Raw genomic sequence first — 23,330 nt, forward strand, 5'->3', positions numbered from 1 at the left:
GTCACCCAGCCAGGCAGTCACCCAGTCACCCACGCAACCACCTGCCTGTCCGCCCGGACCCGTGGAGCGCATCATGGGACGTTATGTGACCCGGCGTCTGCTCCAGATGATCCCGGTGTTCGCCGGAGCCACCCTGCTGATCTTCCTGATGGTCAACGTGATGGGCGACCCCGTCGCCGGGCTCTGCGGCGAGCGGGAGTGCGACCCGGCCACCGCGGCCCGGCTGCGCGCGGAGTTCGGCCTCGACAAGCCCGTCTGGCAGCAATACCTGACCTATATGGGCAACGTCTTCACCGGGGACTTCGGCACCGCCTTCAACGGGCAGCCGGTCATCGAGCTGATGGCCGACGCCTTCCCGGTCACCATCCGGCTCACCCTGGTCGCGATCCTCTTCGAGATCGTCATCGGCGTCGGCCTGGGCATGCTCACCGGGCTCCGCCGCGGCCGCCCCGTCGACACCGGCGTCCTGCTGGCCACCCTGGTCGTGATCGCCGTCCCGACCTTCGTCACCGGACTGCTGCTGCAACTGCTGCTCGGGGTGAAGTGGGGCTGGATCCGGCCGTCCGTGTCCGCCGAGGCCCCGCTCGACGAACTGATCGTGCCCGGGCTCGTCCTCGCCGCCGTCTCGCTCGCCTACGTCACCCGGCTGACCAGGACCTCCATCGCCGAGAACCGCCGCGCCGACTATGTGCGCACGGCCATCGCCAAGGGGCTGCCCCGCCGCCGCGTCATGACCCACCACCTGCTGCGCAACTCACTGATCCCGGTCGTCACCTTCATCGGCGCCGACGTCGGCGCCCTGATGGGAGGCGCCATCGTCACCGAGCGGATCTTCAACATCCACGGCGTCGGCTACCAGCTGTACCAGGGCATCCTCCGCCAGAACACCCAGACCGTCGTCGGCTTCGTGACGGTGCTGGTGCTGGTGTTCCTGCTGGTGAACCTGCTCGTCGATCTGCTGTACGCCGTACTCGACCCGAGGATCCGCTATGCCTGAGGCCCAGTACGACGACGGAGCGGCCATCGCGCCGACCGGTGGCGGCGGCGCCATGGACCTCGCCACCGCCGAGGGCGGGACCCTGGAGCAGGCCCCCGCCGGCCCTCCCGGGTCCGGCCCCGCCGGCAGGCCGCGCAGCCTGTGGTCCGACGCCTGGCACGATCTGCGCCGCAACCCCGTCTTCGTCGTCGCGGCCCTCGTCATCCTCTTCCTCGTCGTCATCTCGGTCTGGCCGCAGCTGATCGCCCCGGGCAACCCCCTCGACTGCGACCTCGCCAGGGCGCAGCAGGGCTCCCGGCCCGGCCATCCCTTCGGCTTCGACGGCCAGGGCTGCGACGTCTACACCCGGACCGTCCACGGCGCCCGGACCTCGGTGACCGTCGGCGTCTGCGCCACCCTCGGCGTGGCGCTCGCCGGCTCCGTCCTCGGCGGGCTCGCCGGCTTCTTCGGCGGCGTCCCGGACGCCCTGCTGTCCCGGCTGACCGACGTCTTCTTCGCCATCCCGGTCGTACTCGGCGGACTGGTGCTGCTGTCCGTCGTCACCAGCGACACCGTCTGGCCGGTGATCGGGTTCATGCTGCTGCTGGGCTGGCCGCAGGTCTCCCGGATCGCCCGCGGTTCGGTGATCACCGTCAAGCAGAACGACTATGTGCAGGCCGCCCGGGCCCTCGGCGCCTCGCCCGCGCGGCTGCTGCTGAAGCACGTCATGCCGAACGCCGTCGCGCCGGTGATCGTCGTGGCCACCATCGCGCTCGGTACGTACATCTCGCTGGAGGCGACCCTCTCGTACCTCGGGGTCGGGCTGCGGCCGCCGGCGGTGTCCTGGGGAATCGACATCTCCGCCGCGTCCCCGTACATCCGCAACGCCCCGCACATGCTGCTCTGGCCGGCCGGCGCCCTCGCGGTGACCGTGCTCGCGTTCATCATGCTCGGCGACGCGGTGCGCGACGCCCTCGACCCCAAGCTGCGCTGAGGAGCACCGCCATGAGCACCGGCACCCCGCCCGAAGGGCCCGGCACCCCGCCCCCCACGACCCCCGGCCCGGGTACCCCGCCCCGCGGCCCGAGCAGCCCGCCCGGCGGTCCGGGCAGCCCGCCCGGCGGCCCCGGCTCGCGCGCGCCCGTGGCCGGCACCCCGCCCGCGGGTCCGGGCACGCTGCTGGAAGTCCGGGACCTGCACGTGGAGTTCCGCACGCGGGACGGGGCCGCCAGAGCCGTCGACGGCGTCTCCTGGTCCGTCGCCGCGGGCGAGACCCTCGCCCTGCTCGGCGAGTCCGGGTCGGGGAAGTCCGTCACCGCCCAGGCCGTCATGGGCATCCTCGACACCCCGCCCGGCCGGATCACCGGCGGGGAGATCCTCTTCCGGGGGCGGGACCTGCTGAGACTGAAGGAGGACGAGCGCCGGAGGATCCGCGGTGCCCGGATGGCCATGATCTTCCAGGACGCGCTGTCGTCGCTGAACCCGGTGCTGACCGTCGGCGACCAGCTCGGCGAGATGTTCACCGTGCACCGCGGCATGTCGCGGAAGGACGCCCGGGCGAAGGCCGTCGAGCTGATGGACCGGGTCCGCATCCCGGCCGCGCGGGAGCGGGTCGGCCAGTACCCGCACCAGTTCAGCGGCGGGATGCGACAGCGCATCATGATCGCCATGGCGCTGTCGCTGGAGCCGGACCTGATCATCGCGGACGAACCCACGACCGCCCTGGACGTGACGGTCCAGGCGCAGGTGATGGACCTCCTCGCCGAACTGCGCAGCGAACTCGGCACGGGGCTGGTCCTCATCACCCACGACCTCGGCGTCGTCGCGGACGTCGCCGACCGGATCGCCGTGATGTACGCGGGCCGGATCGTCGAGACCGCCCCGGTCCACGACCTCTACAAGGCCCCGGCCCATCCGTACACCCGCGGACTGCTCGACTCGATTCCCCGCCTGGACCGCAAGGGCGAGGAGCTGTACGCCATCAGGGGCCTGCCACCGAACCTCACGGCCGTCCCGCCGGGGTGCGCCTTCCACCCCCGCTGCCCGATGGCCCGGGACGTGTGCCGGACGGCCGAACCGGAGCTGGCCGGGGTGAGCCGCGAGCGCGGGAGCGCCTGCTTCTTCTGGAGGGAGTGCCTCCGTGACTGAACCGACCCGGCCGGCCGAGCCGATCATCGAGGTGCGGGGCCTGCACAAGCACTACCCGCTCACCCGGGGCGTCGTGTTCAGGAAGCAGGTGGGGGCGGTCAGGGCGGTCGACGGCGTCGACCTCGACCTCTACGCCGGTGAGACGCTGGGCGTGGTGGGCGAGTCCGGCTGCGGGAAGTCCACCCTCGCGAAGCTGCTGGTCAACCTGGAGCGGCCGACGAGCGGGGCCATCCGCTACAAGGGGGAGGACATCACCCGGCTGTCGGCTCGGGCGCTGAAGGCCGTCCGCCGCAACATCCAGATCGTGTTCCAGGACCCGTACACCTCGCTGAACCCCCGGATGACCGTCGGCGACATCGTCGGCGAGCCGTACGAGATCCACCCCGAGGCGGCGCCGAAGGGCGACCGGCGGCGGCGGGTGCGGGAACTGCTGGACGTCGTCGGCCTCGACCCCTCCTACGCCAACCGCTATCCGCACCAGTTCTCCGGGGGGCAGCGCCAGCGCATCGGCATCGCACGGGGCCTGGCACTGCGGCCCGAGGTGATCGTGGCGGACGAGCCCGTGTCCGCCCTCGACGTGTCGGTCCAGGCACAGGTGGTCAATCTGCTCGAGCGGCTCCAGAGGGACTTCGGCCTCAGCTATGTGTTCATCGCCCACGACCTGTCGATCGTCCGGCACATCTCGGACCGGGTCGCGGTGATGTACCTGGGACGAGTCGTCGAGACGGGGAGGGAGGCGGAGATCTACGACCATCCGACGCACCCCTACACGCAGGCCCTGCTGTCCGCGGTGCCGGTGCCCGATCCGTCGGCACGCGAGCGGGGCGCGGCCGGGGGTGGCGCGGGCGGGGCAGGCCCGAACGGCGGGGACCGTGGCGGGGAGGGTGGGGAGAGCGGGGACGGCGGCGCGGAGGCGGGGGGAGGCCCGAACGGTGGGGGCGGGCCGAACGGCGGGGAGCGCGTGCACGGCGGGGGAGGCGGGCGGATCATCCTCTCCGGCGATGTGCCCTCGCCCGCGAACATCCCCACCGGCTGCCGGTTCCGCACCCGCTGCTGGAAGGCTCGGGAGCGGTGCGCGAGGGAGGAGCCCGAACTGGCGGTGCCGGAGCGGTTCACGGACGCCGGGGGACCGGTGCGGCACGACTCGGCGTGCCACTTCGCCGAGGAGCAGCGGGTGGTGCCGGGCGGCCACCGGCCGCCCGGGGACTGACGGCCCCGCCCGGAGGGGCGGGCGACCGGCCGGGTACCGGCGGTCCCTTCCGGAAGGCCGGGGCCCGCCCGCTTGCCTTGGGGCGCCCCCGGCAGTGGTCCTGCCATCCGTCATCGCCCACCCGCTGGTGCCGGGTGTCGTCGCGACGATCATCGGAACCCAAGGTGCCCGGGTCGGGGCGGAGCGGGGCCCGACGGGGCAGGGTGCGACGGGGCGCGACGGGGCGCGACGGGGTGCGACGGGGCGGGGCTACCTCAGTGCCTCGGCCGTCTCCCGGTGCAGGATCGCCAGCCGGGCCCGCTTCTCCGGGATGAACACCTCGGGCAGGTCGACCTCCGGAAGGACGATCTCCGGGCCGATCTCGAAGCCGGTGCGCCGCAGCCGCTCGATCGCCCCGGTGTTGCGGGCGTCCGGCTCGGCGATGATGCGCCGGACATCCCCGTCGGCCAGGACATGGCCGACGAGCACTCCGAGCAGCGCTGCCGTGAAGCCCGACCGCGGAGCCCCCTTGGCCGGGCCGACCATCAGATGGACCCCGATGTCGCCGGGCTCGACCCCGTAGCACTCGCTGACCCGGTCGGCCGCCGGCTCATAGGTCTGGAAGAGCATCACGGGTTCGTCGCCGAGGAGGACCAGGAAGGCATGGTGCGTGGTGAGCGAGTCCAGGTGCTCGTAGATCTCCCGCACCTGATCGCGGCTCGTCTCGCGCATGCCCCAGAATCGGGCCCGTTCCTCGCGGACCCAGGAGTGGACGACGTCCGTGTCCCGCGCCGGGTCCAGGCGCCGCACGTGCACGGTGCCCAGCCCTTCGGCGCTCTCCCGGAACAGCGCCTCGGCTGTGCCCGATCCGGCGGCGGCTTCACTGGTCATGTCTCTCCTCGGTGCGGTGCTCGGGGGTGAGCAGGTCGAAGTCGGTGACGACGGGGACGAACTCACCGCGCAGCCACAGCGGCAGTTGGTCGCGGTGGTGCGCGTCGCCGGGGATGCCCCGGGCGCCCAGCGGGACCACCCAGAGGCTGTCCTCCCGCCGGGCGAGGTCCCACACATAGCGGGCGGAGGGGGCGCGTGCGCTCAGGTCGGTGACGCCGGGGACGCTGGAAGTGGCCAGTACGCAGTCGTGGTCGCCGGGCAGTCCCGGCCACTCCTCGCCGCCGCGGGCGGGCAGTGCCCGCCAGGGCGCGAGGCGGTGGCGCTCCCCCCAGGTGGTCTCCGGCCCATCGGCGGCGGCGACCTCCTCCACGGCGTCGCGGACGAGCGAGGCCCGGTCGATGCCCGGCAGCCGGTCGGTCGTGAGCAGCGTCTCCAGGGCGTAGCCGGTCTTCGTCGGCAGATGGAGCCAGGGCAGGAACACCTCGGGGTACCGGAACGGACCGCGCAGCGGTTCCAGCGCCGGGTGGGCCGCGAGCCGCCGTGCCACGGCCGAGCGGACGGCCGCGAACAGCGCGGCGTCGGTGCTGCCGGCCTCCATCCGGCGGTCCCATCCCAGCAGCCGGGCCCGCAGCGCCGAGGCACCGGGGGTGATCCGGTCCTCCTCCAGCGCGGCCACCAGCTCCAGCAGGGGTGCGGCGGACGCCAGCCGGGTGTCGGTGTGGACGGCCGCCATTCCGGGCGCCGTCCAGCTCTTGGACTCCCGGAGCAGCGCCGCGATGCGGTCGGCCCGGTGCGGGGGCGCGAACTCCACGCCCAGAGGGGTGGCGATACCGCGGGCGTTCGCCATCACGGCGAAGTCCCCGACCTCGGCACGGGGCGTCTCGTGCCATCCGCGCCACTCGTACCCGGGCTCCCACGCGGGCACCACTCGCAGCCGGTTGTCCTCGTGCCGTACCGGGACGCGGCCGGCGACCCGGTGCAGCAGCCCGCCCTCGGTGTCCGCCGCCTGCACGACGTTGACCGGCTCGACCCAGCTGTCGCAGGCCCGGTCGACGTCGCCGACGGTGCGGGCCCTCAGGAGCGCCGGGATCGCCTCGAAGCCGAGGGCCGCGGTGACCCGTGGCGGATAGCGGAGGCTGACGGCCTCCGACACGCCGGCGTCCCCGCCCGGTGGTGGAACGTCCCCGCCCGGCAGCGGGACGTTCCCGGCGATCACCGGGCCCCGTCCGGTCTCGATCACGTCGACGGTGACCGGGGCGCCTCCCGCCACCTCGATCGTCTCGCGGTGGTGGGCGACCGGGCGCCAGCCGTCGGGACCCTCCGCCTCGATCCCGTCCGCGGTGCGCCGCAGGCGCTCGCGGTACAGGTCCTGGTAGTCGGCCATGGCGCTGGTGATCGCCCAGGCGACGGAGCCGGTGTGGCCGAAGTGGGCGACTCCGGGGACGCCCGGCACCGCCATGCCGACGACGTCGACGCCCGGGCACACCAGGTGGATCTGCTGGTAGACGCCCGGGTCCTCGATGAAGCGGTGCGGGTCCCCGGCGATCAGCGGGGCTCCCGTCTCCGTCCGGGCGCCGGTGACCAGCCAGCCGTTGCTGCCCGTGGTGCCGGGGCCGTCGGTGGCGAACAGGTCGGCCAGGTCGTCGCCGAGCCGTCGTGCCACCTCCTCCCGCCACAGCTTGGCCGGGAACCCGGCGAACAGTATGTGGGCGGCGATCCAGATGCCGAGTGGCACCCAGGGCTCCCAGCGGCCGGGTTCGAGACCGGTGGCCGCGAACTCCGGTGCGTTCCGTGCGCCTTCGGCGAGGCCCTCGCCGACTCCTTCCGTGTAGGCGGCCACCCAGGCCGCCGTGTCCGCGTCCAGGGCCGCGAAGCAGCGACGGGCGGTGTCCTCGAGCCGGGCCTGCCGGGCGAAGCGGTCCCACACCACGGCCTCCGCGCCGAGGAACGCGGCCGTCGTTCCCCGTACCCGGTGCCGCTCGACCTCGATCTGCCAGGCGCGGTCGGTGGCGGCGTTCCGCCCCTGGGCCCGGGCCAGTCCCAGGGCGCTCGTGGCGCGCAGATGCGGGATGCCCCAGGCATCCCGATAGACCTCGGTGACCTCGGTCGTCACACTGTCCCCACTCTCCTACTGGACGTGCCCCTAGGTTAGGCTTCCCTAACCTTAGTCGGCGCGCGGGGAGGAGACGGCAGTGGGGCATGGCTGGGAGGGCGTGGTCCTCAAACTGTTCAGGGGCAGGGACTTCGAGTTCACGGTGACCGGCGCGGAGCAGGTGACCGACCACTACCGCCGGATCCACCTGGCCGACGGCGGCATGCTCGCCGCCGCGGGAGTGCACCCCACCATGTGGGTGCGCCTCTGGTTCGACGACGCTGGCAAGCCGCACCAGCGGGCCTTCACCCTCGTCGACCCCGATCCCCTCCAGGGCACGTTCAGCATGGAGTTCGCGCTGCACGAGGGCCGTGCCAGCGACTGGGCGCGCGACGCCAAGCCCGGCGACAGGATCGAAGCCACCCTCCAGGGGAGCGGGTTCACCGTGCCCGACCCGCCGCCCTCGCGGCTGTTCGTCGTGGGGGACGCGGCCTCGCTGCCCGCCGTCAACTCCCTGCTCGACGTGATGCCGGAGGTGCCCGCCACCATCTGGTTCGAGACCCGGCACCCCTCGGACGCCGAACTGCCCCTGCGGGCCGGCGCGGCGCACCACGAGCTGCGGCCGGTCTCGCGGCAGGACGGCGGCGCGGCCCTGGTGGCGGAGGTGAAGGCCGCGCTGCCCGGGCTGCTCGGCGACGACCGGTCGGACGCGTTCGTCTGGATCGCCTGCGACACGGCGACGACCCGGATCCTCGCCGCGTACGTCCGCAAGGAGCTGGGCCTGCCCAAGGACCGGGTGAACGCGCTCGGATACTGGCGACCGGAGAAGCCCGGGGCGCGGTGAACGGCCGTCGGTTTCGTTAACGGCAGGGCAACGTGATCGAGGCGGCACCGACACACGGGGACGTCACCCTGAATCCCGTGCGGCCGTGCGGGTGCCGTAGACCGGCCGGGGCGCAGGCCGCTCCCGGCCGGTCGTGCGCGCTCTGCCGCAGGTGACCGGTACTCCGCGGGCTCCGCGGCCGAGGGGTGCGGACACCGCCCCCGCGGCGCCGGTGCGCGGACGCCGTGGCAGGGGAGCCCCGGGGCGGTGGCAGGGGGGTGCCGGGGTACCGGAGCGGACTGCGGCCGCGCGTCACCGTCCGCTACCCTGAGGCGTGGCCGGAGGATCCACGGCCGGGACGCGTACCCGGTGCCGGTGCCCCGGCCCGGGAAGTCGGTCCCCTCTCCTCCGTGGCCCCGCGGCGCCGTCTGCCGCAGAAAGCGCTCGCCGTGCTCCGTGCCTACCTGCTGCCCGTCGAGGTCGCGGTCGTCGTGTTCCCGCTGGTCGCCGCGCTGATCGTGGTCCCGGTCGCGATCCGCGGGTACCGCCGGCGGGGGCGGGCCGGCGGCTGGCCCGTGCTGGTCTTCTACAGCTTCGTCTTCTACCTTCTGGCCACGCTGCTTCAGACCGTCGTGCCGCTGCCCGCCGACACCGACGGCCACTGCGCGGTCACCCGCTACGCGGAGAGTCCCCAGCTTCAGCCGCTCGCCTTCCGCAGCACGGTCTCCACGGCCGCGGCCGGCGACTGGGCCCCCGCCAACCTGGTCACGCTGGCTCCGGCGTGGACCACTCTGCTCAACGCCGTGCTCCTGCTGCCCCTCGGTGTCTATCTGCGCTACTACCTGCGCCGGGGGTTCCTCTCCAGCGCGGTGCTGGCGTTCGCCACCTCGCTGTTCTTCGAGACCACCCAGTACACGGGACTGTGGTTCGTCTACGCCTGCCCCTACCGCCAGTTCAACGTTGACGACCTCATCCTCAACACCGCGGGGGCCATTGCCGGATGGGTCGTCGCCGGGCCGCTCGCCCGCCTGCTCCCGGTCAACAACCCCGCCTCCGAACGCAGTCGCTACGGCGCCCGGGTCACCCTCACCCGGAGAGCCCTGGCCTTTCTGACCGACATGGCCGGCTGGCTCGTCGTCTGGACCCTGTTCGCGGGCCTGCTCGGTGTCGCCGCGGACTGGCCCACGGGCCGGCGCCACGCACTGCCGGCCGGGGCCGTCCTCGGGCTGCTGTGGTTCTGGCTGCTGCCCGCCGCCATGGCCACCACCGTCGGCAAGCGCGCCCTGCTGCTCCGTGTCACCCGCCCCGACGGCAGCCCGCCGGGGGCGCTGAGGATGGCGGTGCGCACCGGAGTGCTCCACCTCCCGCTCGCCATGCTCTGGCTGACCCTGGTCCACGAGACGGGGACCCTGGCCATGCCCGGTCCGCTCGGCTCGGTGCTGCCCTACGCGACCGTGCTCGGGGCCGTGGTGCTGTGGGGGGCTCCGCCGCTCGCGGCGCTGCTCCGGCGAGACGGCCTCGCTCCGCACGAACGCTGGTCCGGCACCGTGAACCGGGCCGTGATGCCGGTGGAGGCAGGCGGTCCCGGACTGCCGGTTCCCGAGGCGGCCGGGGACCGGGCGCGGTGAGCCGGGGCGGATCCGTCAGCGGGTCCCCAGGGCGCGCTTCAGGAAGTCCACCTGGAGCAGCAGCAGGTTCTCCGCGACCTGCTCCTGGGGTGTCATATGTGTGATGCCGGTGAGCGGGAGTAGTTCATGGGGGCGGCCTTCGGCGAGCAGCGCCGATGACAGCCGGAGGCTGTGTGCCACCGCCACATTGTCGTCCACCATGCCATGGATGATCATCAATGGCCGGGCGGGCTCGGCCGGCTCGGTCAGTCCGCCTTCGACCACGAGGGAGTTGGCCGCGTACCGCTCCGGGTGCTCGTCCGGGTGGCCGAGGTAGCGCTCGGTGTAGTGGGTGTCGTACAGCCGCCAGTCGGTGACCGGCGCTCCCGCGACCGCCGCGTGGAAGACGTCCGGTCGGCGCAGCACCGCGAGTGCCGCGAGATAGCCGCCGTAGGACCAGCCGCGGATCGCCACGCGGCCGAGATCCAGCGGGAACCGTCCGGCCAGGGCGTGCAGTGCCTCGATCTGGTCCTCCAGGGTGACCAGCAGATCGCCCTTGATCGCCTTCTCCCAGGCGGGTGAGCGGCCCGGTGAGCCGCGCCCGTCCGCGACCACCACGGCGAATCCCCGGTCCGCGAACCACTGGGAGGTGAGGTGCGCATGGTGCGCGGCGACCACCCGCTGACCGTGCGGCCCCGCGTAGGGATCCAGCAGTACCGGAAGCGGTCCGTCCGATTCCTGATAGTCGTACGGGAGGAGCACGGCGCACGGAATTCGCCGTGCGCCCCCCTCAAGAAACCGTGCGCGGGAGGAGATGCCGGGCTTCTCCGCGTACGAGGCGATTTCGGCGAGCGGCTCGCCGTCCCTCAGTACCCGGACCGCCGTGCCGGCCGCCTCCCCGGGCCGCGCCGACGCGAGCACCGTCACCGCCCCCGAGCGCACCGCCCCGTGCACCCCCGCGCCCTCCGAGACCCGCTCCGCCCCGTGCTCGCCGACCCGGTACACATGGATCTCGCCGGTCTCCGGCTCCGCCGCCTCCTCGCCCGCCGACGCCGAGACCAGCACGTCCGTGTCGCCGATGTCCAGCACCGCCCTGACGTGCAGCCGCGGTCCCGTCAGCGGCCGGCCGCCCACCGCCAGCACCCGGGCCCCGCCCTCGTCCGCGATCCGCACCAGCCGTCCGCCCGGCGCCCATCCGGGCACCCCGTCCGGCAGTTCGACCCACGCCGGGTCCTCGTCGACGTGCACCGTGCGCGTCGCGCCGCTCTCCGTGTCGACGGCGAGGTGCAGCGCCGTGCGCTGGTCGCGGGTCTGGACGAGGAGCAGCGGCGGTCCGGACGGCGACCAGTGCACCCGCGCCAGGTACGGATACCGCTCGCGGTCCCAGACCACCTCGGTGCGCGTGCCGTCGAGCCCCGTGAGCAGCAGCCCCACCGCGGCGTTCGCCGTCCCCGCCGAGGGGTACGCGGTCCTCACCGGCTCCCGCTCCGGATGCGCCGGATCCGTGATCCACCAGCGGCGCACGGCGGAGTCGTCCACCCTGGCCACCAGCAGCCGGTCCGACCCTGGCGACCACCAGAAGCCGCGCGAACGGCCCATCTCCTCGGCCGCGATGAACTCCGCCACCCCGTACGACGTGTGCGCGCCGTCCGGTTCGGCGAGCGCCCGGTCGCCGTCGCCCTCCGCGCCCACGACGCGCAGCGCGCCGCCGGCCGCGTAGGCGACCACACGCCCGTCGGGCGACGGCCGAGGGTCGATCACCGGTCCGGCGACCGGCAGTTCGCGTGCGGTACCGGCCCTCAGCTCGGCCGTGAACAGCCGCCCGGACAGCGCGAACGCCGCCAACTCCACCTCGCGGTCCACCGCGTAGCCGACGATGCCCCCGGAGCCCTCGCGGCTGCGCTCCCGCCTCGAGCGCTCCTCCGCCGGCAACTCCTCGTCCGCGCCGCCCAGCAGCACCCCGGGATCCGCGGCCACCCGCTCGCGGACCCCGCCCTCCAGATCCAGCACCCAGAGCCGGTTCGAGCGGTCCGTTCCCGAGGAGGACCTGAGGAACACCACCCGGGAACCGTCCGGGGCCACCGTGAACGCGCGGGGGGCACCGAGGGTGAAGCGCTGCGTCCTGGCGTACTGGCGGGGGAAGGAGAAGTGCTGCTTCGAGGTCATGGACCCGAACCTAGCCGAGCCGGTCCGCGGTTCTCCCCCGACGTAACCGGGGAGCTGCGGCCGTGCGCCCCCGCGTGCTGCCGTGCACCGATCGATGCGGCCGAACGGATAGTTATGATCCGTAGCGCCAGGTGGGTAGGAACCTTCCGGCACATGCATGCTGCCCGTTCCCGACCGAATATCTGTGGAGGTGAGCCGCCGTGGCACTCTCGATTTCGGCGGTGGTGCTGCTGGCGATCGTCGTCTTCCTGCTGGTCCGGAAATCCGGACTGAAAGCCGGACATGCGGCGGTTTGCATGCTCCTCGGGTTCTACCTCGCCAGCTCCTCGATCGCGCCCACCATCACCGAACTCACGACCAACGTGGCGGGCATGATCGGCGGGCTCAAGTTCTAGTGCCGCGTCAGGCGGCGTTCGCCCCTTCGCGACGCCCGGCACGGCGACCCGCCGCGTCGCCGAGTCAACCGGGCAGGCCCACCACGAGGCCGGTCCGGCGCCCTGCGACGCACCGCGCCGGACGCCGCTCCGCGCCGCCGACGGACGAACCCCGTCTGACGCGGCACTAGGCCGCGGCCTCGTAGGCTGGGAACCATGACGGATCTCCCAGCCCGTCGTCTGCTCCTGGTGCACGCGCACCCCGACGACGAGTCGATCAACAACGGCGCCACGATGGCCCGGTACGCCGCCGAAGGCGCCCTGGTCACCCTGGTCACCTGCACTCTCGGCGAGGAGGGCGAGGTGATCCCGCCCGCACTCGGGCATCTCGCCGCGGACGAGGAGGACGCCCTCGGTGCGCACCGGGCCGGGGAGCTGGCGGCCGCGATGCGGGAGCTGGGCGTCCACGACCATCGGCTGCTGGGCGGCCCCGGACGCTTCCGCGACTCGGGGATGACGGGAGTCCCGCAGAACCGCCGCCCCGGCGCCTTCTGGAACACACCCGTGGACGAGGCCGCACCGCACCTCGTCGAGGTGATCCGCGGTGTACGGCCGCAGGTTCTGATCACATACGACCCGCAGGGTGGTTACGGGCATCCCGACCACATCCAGGCGCACCGCGTCGCCATGCGCGCCGCGGAACTCGCCGCGGACCCGGACTTCCGGAGCGAACTCGGCGCCCCGCACCCCATCGCCAAGATCTACTGGAACCGGGTGCCGCGCTCGGTGGCCGAGGAGGGTTTCGCCCGGCTGCGCGCCGCGGACGTGCGGTTCCCGGGCGTCGCCGCGGTCGGCGACATCCCTGGCGTGGTCGACGACGAGGAGGTGACCGCCGAGATCGACGGCACGCGTCACGTCGCGGCCAAGGCCGCCGCGATGCGCGCCCACGCCACGCAGATCGCCGTCGACGGGCCCTTCTTCGCGCTCTCCAACGACCTCGGGCAGCCGCTGTTCACCACGGAGTACTACCAGTTGGCGCGGGGAGTTCCGGGCGCACCGGCGGGCGAGCGCGAACGCGACCTGTTCGCGGGGGTGGACACCGGCGGCGCGGCGGGCGGCCCGGCCGGACGGACCCGGACCGCACAGCCGTCCCGGACCCGGCCGACCGGGACCGCGCAGCCGGCCGAGACGACACGGGGGACACAGCCGGCCGAGACGACACGGGGGACACAGCCGGCCGAGACGACGCGGGAGACGCGGCCGGCCGAGACGACGCGGGAGACGCAGCCGGCCGAGACGACACGGGAGACAGGGCGATGAGCGGCTCCGGAGCATGGCCGGCCAGGCCCCCGAAGGCGGTGCGCATCGCCGCCTACGTCGGTCTCGCCGCCCTCGGGGTGGCGGTCGGAGCCGCCGGTTCGCTGGTCCAAGCCGCCTGGTTCCCGCTCGGGTTGCTCCTGGCGCTGCTCGGCGCGGCGGCGCTCTTCTACGGCGGGCTGCGCGCCACCGGCACCCAGCTCGGCGTCGTCGCGCCCGCAGCGGGCTGGGTCGCCTCCGTGCTGCTGCTGAGTGCCGGACGGCCGGAAGGCGACGGTCTGTTCACGGGCGGTCTCGGCGAGATCGTCTTTCTGTTCGGGGGGGCCGCCCTGGCTGTGATGTGTGCCACCATGACGCGGTTGCCGCAACCGGGCGGATCCTCCGGCCGACTTGGCAAGTGACGTGTCCCATCTGAGGCCGAATTGCCCGCGCTCGTCGGGCCGGCCGCGGGCCGCCGCTTCCAGCGGTCGCCGGATACGGCCAGGCGGCGGCCAGTATGGTGGTGCGCGCCGCCGAGCCGCCCGCAGCAACGAGAACCAGTAATAACGGGCGGCGGAGCCAACCGGGAGAACCTGCTTTGAGCCGTGAAACTGACAGTTCGCCCTCCGGCCCCCAGGGGCGCGGCGGGGCCGCTTACCCCTCGGGGACACCGCCGTACGGATCCCGCCGGTATCCGTCGCTGCACCCGACGCAGGACGCTCCGGAGGAGAGAACCGAACCCGCGCCCGAGCGGCGGCCGGACGAGCCCAGGACCGAGACGACGCTCACGACCCGCATCCGGATCAACATCCCGGGGTCTCGTCCGATCCCGCCGGTGGTCATGCGCACGCCGATGAGCGACCTGGACAAGAAGGGCGCCCCCGCGACCCGCGAAGGGGCGGCCGAGCGCACGGGCGGCACACCCCGCCCGCCCGCGCCCACCGGGTCCGCCACGGCGGCCACCGAGGCGGGACGGGTCGCGGGGAGCCCCGAGGCGCCGGCGAAGCCGGCCGGCGAGAAGACGAGCGACTGGTTCGCCCCGCGCAGGACGGCCGGCACCGCGCCCCCGCCGGCCTCCCTCCCGTCCCAGGCGAACGGCCCCGGCCCCGGCCCGAACGCCGTACCGGGACCGCGCCCGGAGGACACCGGAGCGCACCGGGTGCCGGGCGCGCCTGCTCCGCGGAACGGGCCGGCGCCCGCCTCCCCCGGATTCCCCGACGTACAGGGCGGCGCCGGAAGCCCGCCCCGCAGCGCTCTGGACGCGCTGTCGCCGGACCAGCAGGCCCCAGGCCGGACGGCACCGGGGCAGCGGCCCCCGGGCGCCGGTCCGGCGGGCCCCACCACCGGACCCGCCCCGGGCGCCTCGCCGTTCGCCCCCGCAGCCCGTATGGGCGGGGTGCCGGGAGCCGGTGCGCCCGGTGGCGTCAACGGGACGGGCCCGGCCGGTGCTCCGCGGACGAGCGACGACACCGCCGCCCTCACCCCGCAGCATGCCGTGCCGGAGGCCGGCGCGGGTGGACCGGGCCTGCCCGGCGGCCCCGGCGGCCCCGGCGGCAACGTCTCGAGCGACACGCTCACCAGCGGCCTCCCCGTGGTGCCACCGGAGCACCGCTCACCGTTCCAGCCGGCGGGCCCCGACGGCGCGGCCTCCCCGTGGCCCTCCGGGCCGGGCGGCGCCGACTTCTCCGTGCCCGGCTTCCCGGACCCCGCCACCTCCCGGCAGTCCGAGTCCGGAACCGGGTCGTCGCCGTCCTCCCCGCGGTCCTCCGCGCAGGTGCCGTCCGGCCCCGCGAAGAAGGGCCGGTCCAAGGTGGTGCTCGCCGGTGCCGGGGTGTTCGGCCTGCTCGCCGTCGCCTACGGTGCCGGGCTGCTGCTGAACCACTCCGAGGTGCCCAAGGGCACCACCGTCCTCGGCGTGGACATCGGCGGCGGCACCAGGGAGGAAGCGCAGGCGAGGCTGGACGCGGCGCTCGGCGAGCGTGCCACCTCCCCGCTGCGGCTCGTCGTCGCCGGCCGGAAGACCCAGCTCGCGCCGGACAAGGCCGGTCTCACCCTGGACAGCCAGGCGACCGTCCGCGGGGCCGCGGGCAACGACTACAACCCCGTGTCCGTCATCGGTTCCCTCTTCGGCGGCGAGCGGGTGGCGCAGCCGGTCATCCCGGTCGACGAGGAGAAGCTCGGCGTCGCCCTGACCGATCTGGCGGGCACGTCGGGGTCTGCCTCGGAGGGCACCATCAGGTTCGAGCCGGGCAGGGCCGTCCCGGTTCCGGGCAAGGCGGGCAGGGCGCTGGACGTCCGGCAGTCGATGATCTCGGTGCGGGACGCGTTCCGCGCCCAGGTCGAGACGGGACGCGTGAACGACGTCGAACTGCCCGTCGCCACCCGGGAGCCGGCGATCACCCGGGCCGAGCTGGACCGGGCCATGAAGGAGTTCGCGGAACCCGCCATGTCCGGCCTGGTCACGATCAGGGCGGGCGAAAAGGAGATCCAGTTCGGGCCGGCGAGGTCCCTGCCGAGGATCCTGTCGATGAAGGCGGTCGACGGACGGCTCGTCGAGGTCTACGACAAGGAGGCCATCACGGAACTGCTGGACGGGGTCTTCGACGGCATCCTGGTCACCAAGGGCGACGGGAAGCAGTACCCGGTGTCCGCGGACGACGTCGCCTCCGCGATGCAGAAGGCACTGCTCGGCAGGACGCCCGAGGAGCGCATCGGGACGATCGAACTCGACGGACAGGGCTGAGCCGGCCGCCGCGCCGTCCCGATCCCCCGTCAGGCCCCTTTGTGCCCAGCCCCCGCCCCGGTCCTGCGGGGACGCTGCCGGCGGTCCTGCGGGGACGCTGCCGGCGGTCCTGCGGGGCCGGGGCTCGGGTGTCCCGGGCCGTCTGCGGGCGGGGGCTCGGGTGTCCCGGGCCGTCTGCGGGCGGGGGCTCGGGTGTCCCGGGCCGTCCGCGGGCCGGGGGTTCATCACCTTCGGGGCCGTGTGAGCGGCGCGGGCCGGGGCGCACCACCCCGCCTTGCGCACGGTTTCTCCGGCCCGGGGGTGGCGTCGACGGTGCCCGCTGCTCGCCGCCCCTTCGGGACGTGCGCCCGGCCCGGGGGCGTGGGCAGGGGACGGGCTCAGGCAGGGGAGCGCCCGGCCCTCGCCCGGTAGCGCCCGGCCCTCGCCCGGTACCGCCCGGCCCTCGCCCGGTACCGCCTGGCCCTCGCCCGGTAGCGCCCGGCTCTCGCCCGGGCGCCCGGTCCGGGGCCGCCCGGTCCGCTCTCGGCAGGGGTGCCCCGGCCCATCCCGGGCTGTACGCACGGCCTGGCCCGGCCCGCCCCGGCCTGCCCCGGGCTCTTACGCACGGGCCCCCCTCAGCCCGGCCCGCCCCCGGCCGTACGCACGGCTTGCGCGACCGCGCGCGCCTGAGCGTCGCGGCCGTACGGCTCGGCCCGTCCACCGCTCAGTTCAGCATCGACCTGGCCGCGTGCGCCTTCCGCCGGATCGCCGCCGCCGTCGACGGTTCGACCGCCGAGACGACGTCCGCGTACGCATCCATCTCCGCCGCCCCCGCGAGGAAGTCGCCTCGCTGGACCAGGAGTTCGGCCCGGTCGTAGCGGAGGCGGGCCGGGTGCGAGGGGAGGAGGAGGGAGAGTTCGACGGCCCAGAGGGCTACGGCCGTGTGCTCGGGGCGGCCGGAGGCCCAGGCGCGGATGTTGTTGAGGACGCGGAGGACGATCTCCAGCGGGCCCGCCGGGGTCATCGCCGAGGGGTCGAGCGGGGTGCCCGTGGTACCCGCGACGAGGAGTTCCGCGTCCGGTCCCGTCAGCAGGCGGCCGCCCGCGAAGGGGTCCGCCATCACCGGGTTCCCCGGGTCGCCGAAGCCGACCACGAAGTGGCCCGGGAGGGCCAGTCCGTACACGGGCGCGCCGGCGCGGCGGGCCACCTCCATCCAGACGACCGAGAGCAGGATCGGCAGGCCGCGGCGGCGGCGCAGTACCTCGTGCAGGAGCGAGGACTCCAGCCGCTGGTAGCAGTCGGGGGTGCCGTGGAAGCCGCAGCGCTCGCCGAGCAGTGACGACAGCGCTGCCACCCAGTTGTACGGGCCGGTGATCCCGTAGGGCAGCAGTCCCGCGAGCCGGTCCAACTCGATCCCGGCGGCGTCGAGTTCCGCCTCGTCCAGCCGCGGATCGGCCTCCGCGCCCACGAGCAGGCAGAGCGTTGCCAGGTCGGGCCGTTCGGAGCGGGCCTCCTCGGCGAACCGGCGACGCCGGTCCGCGGCCCCGGGGTGCGGCGGTCGCATATGCGTCTCGTACCCGCTCAGGAAGATCGGGAGTATCGGAAGTGGTGGTAGAGGTGGTGGATCGTGAATCCCATCCCCTCGTACAGGGCGCGGGCCCCGTCGTTGTCCGACTCGACCTGCAACCACGCCGCCGAGGCCCCCTCGGCCATTGCCCGTCGTGCGAGTGCCGCCATCACGGCCCTGGCGAGCCCCTGCCTCCGCTGCGCCGGGTCCACCTCCACCGCCATGAAGCCGGCCCATCGTCCGTCGACGACACACCGGCCGATTGCCGCCGGGGTATCGGACTCACCGGGAATGGTGGCGAACCACACTGACGGTCCGCTCCCCAGTACTTTCAGCACATGTGGGCCCGGCACACTGAACCGCTGGTAACGCCTCAGCCAGAGTTCGTCCGGCGAACGGGCCAGCCGCACCCGCGCCACGTCCGCTTCCAGATCGCCCACCTGCGCCAGCCCACCGACGCGCAGTTCGGCGCTCACCTCCCGCTCCCAGCCCCGTTCCGCCAGTCCCGCGCAGAGCCGCTCCTGGGTCCCCTCCGCGCCGGTCGCCGTCTGGACGTACGCCGAAAGCCCGCGTCGGGCGTACCAGTGGCGTACCCGCGTCAGGGCGCCGTCCAGGGGTATCCCCGGGTCGCCGAGCGGCAGCACCGAGTTCGCCCGGCGGGTGAAGCCGGACGCCGCGCGCAGCACCCACTCGCCCAGCGCCTCGGTCTCGACCGGCTGCCAGGCGCGGGCCGAGACATGCGCCAGCTCCTCGAAGGACGCAGCCGGCACACCCCGCCGACGGGCCGGCGCCGCGGGCACGACCTTGCCGGCGACCAGCGAGGATTCCGGGATGCGGACGGTCTCCCCGGTCCTGCGGGTGATCAGCAGCACACCCCCGGTCCACGATCCGAGAACGCCGACCACGTCGGTGAACCTCGCCGACTCGTCCGACGATTCGGCGCGCCGCCGCACCGATACGCGTTTTCCCACGTCAGAAGGGGTGATGCGGACCTCCAGTCGTCCGCGTGCAGAGAATTCCACAGCTCAGGCCTCCCCTCCTGTTCGGATCATCCCCGGGAACGGAGATACTAGGTGCGGGCATCGACGACGCCGCGCTCCCGCGCAGCCCCGCGGCGAGCCGCAGACCGGACGCCGCGCCCTACCGAGGAGGAACGACAGCGTGACCTACGTCATCGCGCAGCCTTGTGTCGACGTCAAGGACAAGGCATGTATCGAGGAGTGCCCCGTCGACTGCATCTACGAGGGCCAGCGGTCCTTGTACATCCACCCGGACGAATGCGTCGACTGTGGTGCCTGTGAGCCGGTCTGCCCGGTCGAGGCGATCTTCTACGAGGACGACACTCCCGAGGAGTGGAAGGACTACTACAAGGCGAACGTCGAGTTCTTCGACGAGCTCGGCTCGCCCGGTGGCGCCTCCAAGCTGGGTCTGATCGAGCGCGACCATCCCTTCATCGCCGCGCTGCCGCCGCAGAACGGCTGACCGCACGTCCCCGGTCCCGTACGGTGCGTCCGCCGTGCGGGACCGCGGCGTTTGCGCCGGCCGCCGAGGCCCGGCGCGCCGCGGAGCCGATTCCGCCGCCGCGGAGCCGATTCCGCCGACGTGGAGCCGATTCCGGAACCGCCGGAACCGCCGGCACGGCGGCACGGCGGCCGGTACGCCGCGGCCGGCGTGCACCGGTCGGCGTACCGCCGTACGAAACGAGAGAGTGAGCACCGTGTCCGCCGTATCGTCCCGACTCCCCGACTTCCCGTGGGACAAGCTGGAGCCGTACAAGGCGGCTGCCGCGGCCCACCCGGACGGCATCGTCGACCTCTCCGTCGGCACACCCGTCGACCCGGTCCCGGAGCCGGTCCGGCAGGCCCTTGTCGAGGCCGCGGACTCCCCCGGCTATCCGACGGTGTGGGGAACGCCCACGCTGCGGGACGCGCTGGTGTCGTGGTGTGAGCGGCGGCTCGGCGCGGTGTCCCTCGCCCACACCAATGTGCTGCCGGTCGTGGGGTCGAAGGAACTGGTGGCCTGGCTGCCGACCCAGCTCGGTCTGGGTGCCGGCGACAGGGTCGCCTACCCGCGCCTGGCCTACCCGACCTACGAGGTCGGAGCGCGACTCTGCGGGGCGGAGCCGGTCGTCTACGACGACCCGGTCGCCGACCTCGACCCCGCCGGTCTGAAGCTCCTGTGGCTGAACTCGCCGTCCAACCCGACCGGCCGGGTCCTCGCCCGGGAGGAGCTGGTCCGGGTCGTCGCGTGGGCGCGCGAGCACGGCGTGCCGGTGTTCAGCGACGAGTGCTATCTGGAGCTGGGCTGGGAAGCGGAGCCGGTCTCCGTGCTGCACCCCGATGTCTGCGGCGGTACGTACGAGGGGATCGTCTCCGTCCACTCGCTGTCCAAGCGCTCCAACCTCGCGGGCTACCGCGCGGCCTTCGCCGCAGGCGACGCGGCCGTGCTCGGGGAGCTGCTGAAGATCCGCAAGCACGGAGGGATGATGACGCCCGCACCGGTGCAGGCGGCCACGGTCGCGGCCCTCGGCGACGACACGCACGTCGCCGAGCAGCGCGCCCGGTACGCGGCCCGGCGTCGCGCGCTGCGCGAGGCCCTGCTGAAGCACGGCTTCCGGATCGAGCACAGCGAGGCGAGCCTCTATCTGTGGGCGACGCGGGACGAGCCGTGCTGGGACTCGGTGGCACACCTGGCGGAGCTGGGCATCCTGGTCGCGCCCGGCGACTTCTACGGCGAGGCGGGGAAGCGCTTCGTACGAGTCGCCTTCACGGCGACCGACGAGCGGGTCGAGGCGGCCGTCAAGCGTCTCGGCTGACGGGCAGGGCTACGGGCACCGCTACCGGCACGGGCACGGGCACGGGCACCACCCGGCACGGGGACGGGCGGAGACAGGCGCGGGACGGGCACCGCTACCGGCACCGACACGGCTACAGGCACGGGCGGAGACGGGCACCGGCACGGCTACAGGTACGGGCGGAGACCGGCACGGGCACTACCGGTACGGGCGGAGACGGGGCCGGGGCACGGGGCCGGGGAACCGGTACCAGGTACCCGGCGGCGGACGTCCCGGTCACGGCCCACCGCTCCCGGGGGGACGGCGGGCGCCGGCGGCGTGTGGATGCCGGTCGGCCTGCCCGCACCGGTGCCGTGCGTACCGGCGTCGTCCCGCGGGCACACAGGGCGGTGCCGTGCGGCGACCGGTGCCGCACGAGCCGGCCGTCGGCAGCGGCGGAGCCGGTACGGCCCCGGGGCATACGGCAGGGCCCTCGGGAGCGTGCACCGCTCCCGAGGGCCCTGCCGTACGCGGGGGACCGCCGGGTGGATCAGAGGGGCAGCCCCTGCATCGGCAGCCCGCCCACCGGAAGCCCGCCCACCGGCAGCGCGGCACCGGTGTCCGGGAGGCCGCCGCCGGCCAGCCCCTGGGCGGCGGGCAGCCCCTGGGAGGCCGCCGAGGTGGCGGTCTCGCCGAGGACGCCGGCGGTGCCGCCCGCGGCCTGCCCGGCGGTCTCCTGGGCGGCCGGGAGCCCGGTCCGGGCCGCGCCGCCCAGGGTGCCGGCGGCGGCCGGGAGCGTGGTGCCCACCACCTTGCCGCCGGCCTCGTTGGCGGTGCCGGCGGCCTCGCGTGCGGTGCCGTCGACGGCGGAGCCGGCCGCGTCTCCGTCGAGCTGGGTCAGGCCGCCGTTGCCCAGGTCGCGGGTGGGGAGGTCCACGGCGTTCGCGGAGCCGGCCGCACCGACCACGGGAGCTGCCCCGGCGGCGACGAGCAGCGCGGCACGGGCGATCCGGCGGGTCAGGGGGAGGGACATGATGCTCCTTCGACGAGAGAACGTTGGGTGGTGACCGAGGTCGGTGTCCGGCGATCGGACGCACTGACAACCGCTCGGAGGGCCGGGAAGGTTGCGGTGACGCAAGGTAAAGAGTTTGCAATGCATCGCATTATCTGCTGTGGACAAAGCCGGGCGAACAATATGCCCGCGAACGGTCTGCTGAACCGTCACTTCGCCGATGCTGCAAGGGAATTGCCGCTGCGGGGCGCATTGGTCCGAACGCTTGGGAAAATCTCACTGCGGTGTGCGCCGCATTACCCGTAAGGGTGGTCGTTAGGACGGTTGCGCTATCGGGAGAGGCGTGTTCATGACCGGAATACGCCTCTTGCCGCCACCGGGCCGGACGCGTGGCGGCCCCGCCGCCCCGGCACCGGGGCGCCGCCCTGGCCCCCTCGGAAACCCTCGTGTTCCCCGGAGCGGTCCCGGGCCGGGATGCGGGCACCGGGCCCGCGGTTCAGCGCGCGAGCCGGAGCCATGGCCATGCACACGGATCGACCCGTGCGGCCTCCCGCGAGCCATGGCCATGCACACGGATCGGCCCGTGCGGCCTCCCGCGAGCCATGGCCATGCTCACGGTCCAGCCCGTGCGGCCTCCCGCGGTTCAGCGCGCGAGCCGGATCCGTACCCCCGTGCCGTCCGGCCCCTCCGTGCGCCAGCCCTCGCCGGCCTCCTCGGCGTTCCAGATCCTTCCGGCGAACGCGACCTCGGAGATCCCCAGTTCCGACGCCTTCGCCACGGCCCAGTGGGCCAGCTCCCAGCCGCGGCGGTCGGCGTCACCGGCGTCACCGGAGTCGCCGGAGTCCTCGGCGGCCGAGGTGACGGGAACCGTCAGTTCCGTGGTCTGCACGGAACCCGCCCGGCCCTTGCCGTCGGCTGCGGGAAGGACCCCCGGGCCGAAGGAACGCCTCAGCTCGGAACGCAGCTTCGCCGGGTCGCCGGTCTTGGCCGGGGGCGCCGCCGTGCAGGTCAGGGAGGCCGAGGCGCGTCCGGTGAGGGCCGCGGAGAGCAGCGCGGCATCCGGCTCGTGCTTGGCGTAGGCCTGCGGGAAACCGCTGCGCTGGACTCGCTGGGCGGCCACCGTGAGCGGCAGCCTCGAGTAGCCGGGCACCTCGGCGAGGTGGTCGTAGAACGCCCCGGCGGAGAAGACCGGGTCGAGGATCTGCTGCGGGGTCCCCCAGCCCTGCGAGGGGCGCTGCTGGAAGAGCCCCAGGGAGTCGCGGTCACCGTGCCGGATGTTCCGCAGCGCGGACTCCTGGAGGGCCGTCGCCAGGGCGATGGTGACCGCCCGTTCCGGCAACCCCTTGGTGGTGCCCACCGCGGAGATCGTGGCGGCGTTGGCGGCCATCTCCGGGCTGAGTCGGTACGAGGCGCCGCCGCCGCCGCCGCCGTCCGTCCCGTCCGCGCCGGGGCGGTCCGGGTCCGCTGCGTCGCCGGAGCGGACCACGCAGCGCGGCGCGCCGTCGCGGCTCACGTAGTGCACGACCACATAGGCGACCAGGCCCAGCAGCACGGCGAACGCGGCCGCCAGACGAAGGGCGCGGCCGCGCCGGGCGGGGGAGGCGGTCTCGGTCACGGCGCCCACCGTACTGGAGCGCCGGGGGCGCCCGGGCGGGCACCTCGTACGGCCTTCGGCGGGCCGGTGGGGCCCGCGG

At 74.1% G+C, this 23,330-nt stretch carries 19 protein-coding genes; 12 read left to right on the top strand and 7 right to left on the bottom strand.

All coding sequences use genetic code 11. The features are described from left to right. Positions 1-73 precede the first annotated feature (73 nt). Genes DDQ41_RS22560 through DDQ41_RS22575 form a run of 4 tightly spaced genes read left to right on the top strand, consistent with a single transcriptional unit; the run spans position 74 to position 4,334 of the window. Entirely contained in the window at positions 74-997 is a 924-nt protein-coding gene (locus DDQ41_RS22560; protein WP_109296116.1) for an ABC transporter permease, read from the top strand. Continuing rightward, complete coding sequence (locus DDQ41_RS22565; protein WP_109296117.1) at positions 990-1,970, top strand: ABC transporter permease; 981 nt, start codon at positions 990-992, stop codon at positions 1,968-1,970. Before DDQ41_RS22560 ends, DDQ41_RS22565 begins: the two co-directional genes overlap by 8 nt. An 11-nt stretch (positions 1,971-1,981) precedes the next feature. Further along, positions 1,982-3,124, top strand: coding sequence for an ABC transporter ATP-binding protein (locus DDQ41_RS22570; protein WP_262508545.1), 1,143 nt, complete (start codon positions 1,982-1,984; stop codon positions 3,122-3,124). Continuing rightward, a complete protein-coding gene (locus DDQ41_RS22575; RefSeq protein WP_109296118.1) occupies positions 3,117-4,334 on the top strand; it encodes an ABC transporter ATP-binding protein in 1,218 nt (405 codons plus the stop codon). The genes DDQ41_RS22570 and DDQ41_RS22575 overlap by 8 nt, the downstream gene beginning before the upstream one ends. 249 nt (positions 4,335-4,583) lie before the next feature. On the opposite strand, the gene DDQ41_RS22580 is transcribed toward DDQ41_RS22575, so the two are convergent. Together DDQ41_RS22580 and DDQ41_RS22585 are read right to left on the bottom strand one after the other, a co-directional pair. Then, positions 4,584-5,204 (bottom strand): GNAT family N-acetyltransferase, encoded by a 621-nt coding sequence (locus DDQ41_RS22580; protein ID WP_109296119.1) that lies wholly within the window; start codon positions 5,202-5,204, stop codon positions 4,584-4,586. After that, entirely contained in the window at positions 5,194-7,317 is a 2,124-nt protein-coding gene (locus tag DDQ41_RS22585; protein WP_109296120.1) for a penicillin acylase family protein, read from the bottom strand. The genes DDQ41_RS22580 and DDQ41_RS22585 overlap by 11 nt, the downstream gene beginning before the upstream one ends. Before the next feature lie 79 nt (positions 7,318-7,396). On the opposite strand from DDQ41_RS22585, the gene DDQ41_RS22590 reads away from it, so the two are divergent. Further along, positions 7,397-8,140, top strand: coding sequence for a siderophore-interacting protein (locus DDQ41_RS22590; protein WP_109296121.1), 744 nt, complete (start codon positions 7,397-7,399; stop codon positions 8,138-8,140). Between the two features lie 389 nt (positions 8,141-8,529). Further along, a complete protein-coding gene (locus tag DDQ41_RS22595) occupies positions 8,530-9,747 on the top strand; it encodes a VanZ family protein (RefSeq protein ID WP_245991106.1) in 1,218 nt (405 codons plus the stop codon). A 15-nt stretch (positions 9,748-9,762) separates the two neighbouring features. Here the strand turns inward: DDQ41_RS22595 and DDQ41_RS22600 are convergent, their stop codons facing one another. Continuing rightward, complete coding sequence (locus DDQ41_RS22600; protein ID WP_109296122.1) at positions 9,763-11,892, bottom strand: S9 family peptidase; 2,130 nt, start codon at positions 11,890-11,892, stop codon at positions 9,763-9,765. A 200-nt stretch (positions 11,893-12,092) separates the two neighbouring features. Between DDQ41_RS22600 and DDQ41_RS22605 the strand changes: the two genes are divergently transcribed. From DDQ41_RS22605 to DDQ41_RS22625, 4 genes are all read left to right on the top strand, one after another. After that, the gene (locus tag DDQ41_RS22605; protein WP_093652482.1) at positions 12,093-12,287 is read left to right on the top strand and encodes a DUF2304 family protein; all 195 of its coding nucleotides are present in this window, start codon (positions 12,093-12,095) and stop codon (positions 12,285-12,287) included. A 195-nt stretch (positions 12,288-12,482) separates the two neighbouring features. Beyond that, positions 12,483-13,586: an N-acetyl-1-D-myo-inositol-2-amino-2-deoxy-alpha-D-glucopyranoside deacetylase gene (gene mshB / locus DDQ41_RS22610; RefSeq protein ID WP_262508546.1), complete on the top strand. Its 1,104-nt coding sequence runs from the start codon at positions 12,483-12,485 to the stop codon at positions 13,584-13,586. After that, positions 13,583-13,984 carry a DUF6113 family protein gene (locus DDQ41_RS22615; protein WP_109296123.1) on the top strand — a complete coding sequence of 134 codons (402 nt, stop codon included), beginning with the start codon at positions 13,583-13,585 and terminating at the stop codon, positions 13,982-13,984. Before mshB ends, DDQ41_RS22615 begins: the two co-directional genes overlap by 4 nt. 176 nt (positions 13,985-14,160) lie before the next feature. Next, positions 14,161-16,305 (top strand): hypothetical protein, encoded by a 2,145-nt coding sequence (locus DDQ41_RS22625; RefSeq protein WP_174720312.1) that lies wholly within the window; start codon positions 14,161-14,163, stop codon positions 16,303-16,305. 703 nt (positions 16,306-17,008) lie between these two features. Here DDQ41_RS22625 and DDQ41_RS22630 read toward each other — a convergent pair. Both DDQ41_RS22630 and DDQ41_RS22635 read right to left on the bottom strand, forming a co-directional pair. Further along, the gene (locus tag DDQ41_RS22630) at positions 17,009-17,848 is read right to left on the bottom strand and encodes a transglutaminase family protein (protein ID WP_109296125.1); all 840 of its coding nucleotides are present in this window, start codon (positions 17,846-17,848) and stop codon (positions 17,009-17,011) included. Positions 17,849-17,865: 17 nt separating this feature from the next. Beyond that, positions 17,866-18,873, bottom strand: a complete 1,008-nt coding sequence (locus DDQ41_RS22635; protein WP_109296126.1) for a GNAT family N-acetyltransferase — start codon at positions 18,871-18,873, stop codon at positions 17,866-17,868. Positions 18,874-19,012: 139 nt separating this feature from the next. Here DDQ41_RS22635 and fdxA point away from each other — a divergent pair, with 139 nt between their 5' ends. After that, complete coding sequence (gene fdxA, locus DDQ41_RS22640; protein WP_010474859.1) at positions 19,013-19,333, top strand: ferredoxin; 321 nt, start codon at positions 19,013-19,015, stop codon at positions 19,331-19,333. Between the two features lie 235 nt (positions 19,334-19,568). Then, positions 19,569-20,666 carry a succinyldiaminopimelate transaminase gene (gene dapC / locus DDQ41_RS22645; protein WP_109297891.1) on the top strand — a complete coding sequence of 366 codons (1,098 nt, stop codon included), beginning with the start codon at positions 19,569-19,571 and terminating at the stop codon, positions 20,664-20,666. A gap of 508 nt (positions 20,667-21,174) precedes the next feature. On the opposite strand, the gene DDQ41_RS22650 is transcribed toward dapC, so the two are convergent. Both DDQ41_RS22650 and DDQ41_RS22655 read right to left on the bottom strand, forming a co-directional pair. After that, positions 21,175-21,657, bottom strand: a complete 483-nt coding sequence (locus DDQ41_RS22650) for an ATP-binding protein (RefSeq protein WP_109296127.1) — start codon at positions 21,655-21,657, stop codon at positions 21,175-21,177. A gap of 622 nt (positions 21,658-22,279) precedes the next feature. After that, positions 22,280-23,251 (bottom strand): hypothetical protein, encoded by a 972-nt coding sequence (locus DDQ41_RS22655; RefSeq protein WP_449451399.1) that lies wholly within the window; start codon positions 23,249-23,251, stop codon positions 22,280-22,282. Positions 23,252-23,330: the final 79 nt, after the last annotated feature.

This window comes from Streptomyces spongiicola, from assembly GCF_003122365.1.
Classification (GTDB): Bacteria; Actinomycetota; Actinomycetes; order Streptomycetales; family Streptomycetaceae; genus Streptomyces; species Streptomyces spongiicola.